Genomic DNA, 2623 nt, shown 5'->3' on the forward strand with positions numbered 1-2623 from the left:
GCTTATAAATTTTTATTATAGAAATATTTTAAAGAGAAAGAACAAAAGTCAAGGATTTAGAACGTATGTTTACAATGTATAGGGCAAATGTTAGTAATTTTTTAAGAGGTGAGAGCATGGAGTTTCAAGAAAAGTTGGAAATTTTAACAGATGCTGCAAAATATGATGTAAGTTGTTCGTCCAGTGGCTCGGATAGAAAAAATAATAAAGGGCTTGGCAATGGACATATGGCGGGGATTTGTCATTCTTGGAGTGAAGATGGAAGATGTATTTCATTACTTAAAATTTTACTTACCAATAAATGCGTATACAATTGTGAGTACTGTGTCAATAGAAGAGATAATGATGTACTAAGAGAGGAATTCACTCCAAGAGAAGTTGCGGATTTGACAATAAATTTTTATAAGAGAAATTACATAGAGGGTTTATTCTTGTCATCGGGAATAGTTGAAAGTCCGGATAAGACTATGGAAAAGTTGATTGAAGTTGCAAGAATTTTAAGATATGAATACAATTTTAATGGTTATATTCACATGAAGGGGATTCCGGGAGCTAGTGAAGAATTGATAAGAAGTTTGGGAATTTTGATTGATAGAATTAGCATAAATATAGAGCTCCCAACTGAAAATTCGTTGGCTCTGTTGGCCCCACAGAAAAACTATCTAAAGATATTTAAACCTATGAAAGATATAAAAAATAATCTCTTACAAAATATTGAAGAACGAAAAAAATTTAGAAGTGCGCCAAAATTTGTACCGGCGGGACAAACTACTCAAATGATTGTTGGAGCAACTGGAGAAGATGATTTGACTATTATAAACAGAGCTGAGGGATTGTACGAAATTTTTGATATGAAGAGAGTTTATTATTCAGGTTATGTGCCGGTTGTAAAATCTAAGTATACAAAGGGAATTGAAAAAGTTCCGCTCCTTAGAGAACACAGAATTTATCAAGCTGATTGGTTGCTAAGGTTTTATGGTTTCAAGGCAGATGAAATTTTAAAACGAGAAAATCCATTTTTTGATCTGAGAATAGATCCAAAGGCAAATTGGGCAATAGAAAATATAGATTTATTTCCGATTGAAATAAATAGAGCAACTTATGAAGAGCTTATGAGAATTCCGGGATTTGGTAGAAATTATGCTCTTAGAATCATAAATGCAAGAAAGTTTGCAGCTCTAAAGTATGACGACTTAAAGAGTTTGAAAATATCTACTAAGAGAGCTGTTAATTTTATAACTGTTGGCGGAGTTTATAGAGGGAGAAATTTTTCTACAAAAGAATCCTTAAAAGATTTTATGGGGCAACGCGATCCAGATTCAGTTGAGCAGCTAAAGATGTGGTGATTATGAAATATATATATGACGGAAGTTTTGAGGGACTCTTAACAGCTGTGTTTGAAGCATATTCTATAATAGAAAATGTTAATTTCTCAACTGAAACCGAGCAAGTAAATTTTTTTGAAGATATTCATGTGAGTACAGATTTGAAAAAAATATAATAGAGTTAAAAAACTCTATTATAAAAAATATTTCTAAAAGCTTTTTTTAATGATTTAGTTGTAGTTTATCACTCTGATAATTTGCAGAAAGCAGATGTTATAGCTAAGTGTATAAAAGGAGTTTATAAGTATGGATTGTCATATTTGAATTCGGCGAAAGAAGAAGCTGTGATGTATAGAGGTATTTTAAAAAATTTTGGCTCAGAAAATCATGACTACAAAGGACTGCTTAGATTTAGAGAAATTCAAGATGGATTTTTATTTGCAGAGTTCACACCTCACAATGACATATTAAAATTTATAACTCCACATTTTTTAAAGCGAATGCCAAATGAAAAGTTTGTTATATATGATGTGAGTAGAAAGACAGCAGCATTTTGTATGCATGGGAATTGTGAATTTATGGAAGTTGAGTATATAGAAGCGGTAGATAGTGCTAGAGAGATGTTTTTTAAGAGTGCGTGGAAGAAATTTTATAGTGCAGTGGGTATAGATGAAAGAAAGAATAAAAAACTTATGGTGTCAAATATGCCTAAGAAGTATTGGAAATATCTTCCTGAAAAAGATATAGAAAAGAGTGATTGATTTGAGCAAATTTACAGGATATGAAGTAATAGATTATTTATACGGATATATAACTAAAAATTATAACGGAGCAGTGTTGTTGCAAGAAAAAAGTTTGGATTTAAAAGACTTTTTACAAAGTGAATTTAAAAAATCAAATAAAAATTGCTCGATAGTTTCAATAACTCGAGTTTTGAGTTACTACGACAAAATTTTTGGCGATTTATCGGAACAAGAAATTTTTGACCAAATTTTTACAATTGCACAGAGCTACGGATTTGATGAAACAGTTGGAACATTGCCAACAAAAATAGATGATATAATGAAAGACTATTTCAGATATTATGGAATAAAAGTTAAGGCGAAGGGGAAGTATTTTTCTAACTTTTATAATCCGGTAAAAAGTGAAATCGATGCAGGAAGACCACTTCTTATGAATATAGCTTTTGGAGAGTATCACAATCATACTGTAACCATTAGCGGGTATAAAATATTTAGATATAAAGGAATGAACATAAAATTTATAGAGGTATTTGATGGGTGGAGAAAAATAAAACA

General features: G+C 31.0%; 4 protein-coding genes. All 4 read left to right on the top strand.

All coding sequences use genetic code 11. The annotated features are described in order from the left end of the window. Nucleotides 1–116: 116 nt before the first annotated feature. Nucleotides 117–1346 carry a putative DNA modification/repair radical SAM protein gene (locus HMPREF9129_RS04545; RefSeq protein WP_040552318.1) on the top strand — a complete coding sequence of 410 codons (1230 nt, stop codon included), beginning with the start codon at nucleotides 117–119 and terminating at the stop codon, nucleotides 1344–1346. 2 nt (nucleotides 1347–1348) lie between these two features. Further along, the gene (locus HMPREF9129_RS11375; protein WP_004820818.1) at nucleotides 1349–1501 is read left to right on the top strand and encodes a hypothetical protein; all 153 of its coding nucleotides are present in this window, start codon (nucleotides 1349–1351) and stop codon (nucleotides 1499–1501) included. 27 nt (nucleotides 1502–1528) lie between these two features. Continuing rightward, the gene (locus HMPREF9129_RS04550) at nucleotides 1529–2086 is read left to right on the top strand and encodes a TIGR03915 family putative DNA repair protein (protein WP_083827165.1); all 558 of its coding nucleotides are present in this window, start codon (nucleotides 1529–1531) and stop codon (nucleotides 2084–2086) included. Then, on the top strand, nucleotides 2079–2623 hold a 545-nt coding region (locus HMPREF9129_RS04555; RefSeq protein ID WP_004820823.1), incomplete at its 3' end, for a C39 family peptidase. The genes HMPREF9129_RS04550 and HMPREF9129_RS04555, both read left to right, overlap by 8 nt.

Origin of the sequence: Peptoniphilus indolicus ATCC 29427, from assembly GCF_000227315.1 — a bacterium.
GTDB classification, from domain to species: Bacteria; Bacillota; Clostridia; order Tissierellales; family Peptoniphilaceae; genus Peptoniphilus; species Peptoniphilus indolicus.

Excerpts from the sequence above, each read along its gene's own strand:
- HMPREF9129_RS04545 (WP_040552318.1), top strand. The coding sequence starts at position 117 with ATGGAGTTTCAAGAAAAGTTGGAAATTTTAACAGATGCTGCAAAATAT.
- HMPREF9129_RS11375 (WP_004820818.1), top strand. The coding sequence starts at position 1,349 with ATGAAATATATATATGACGGAAGTTTTGAGGGACTCTTAACAGCTGTG.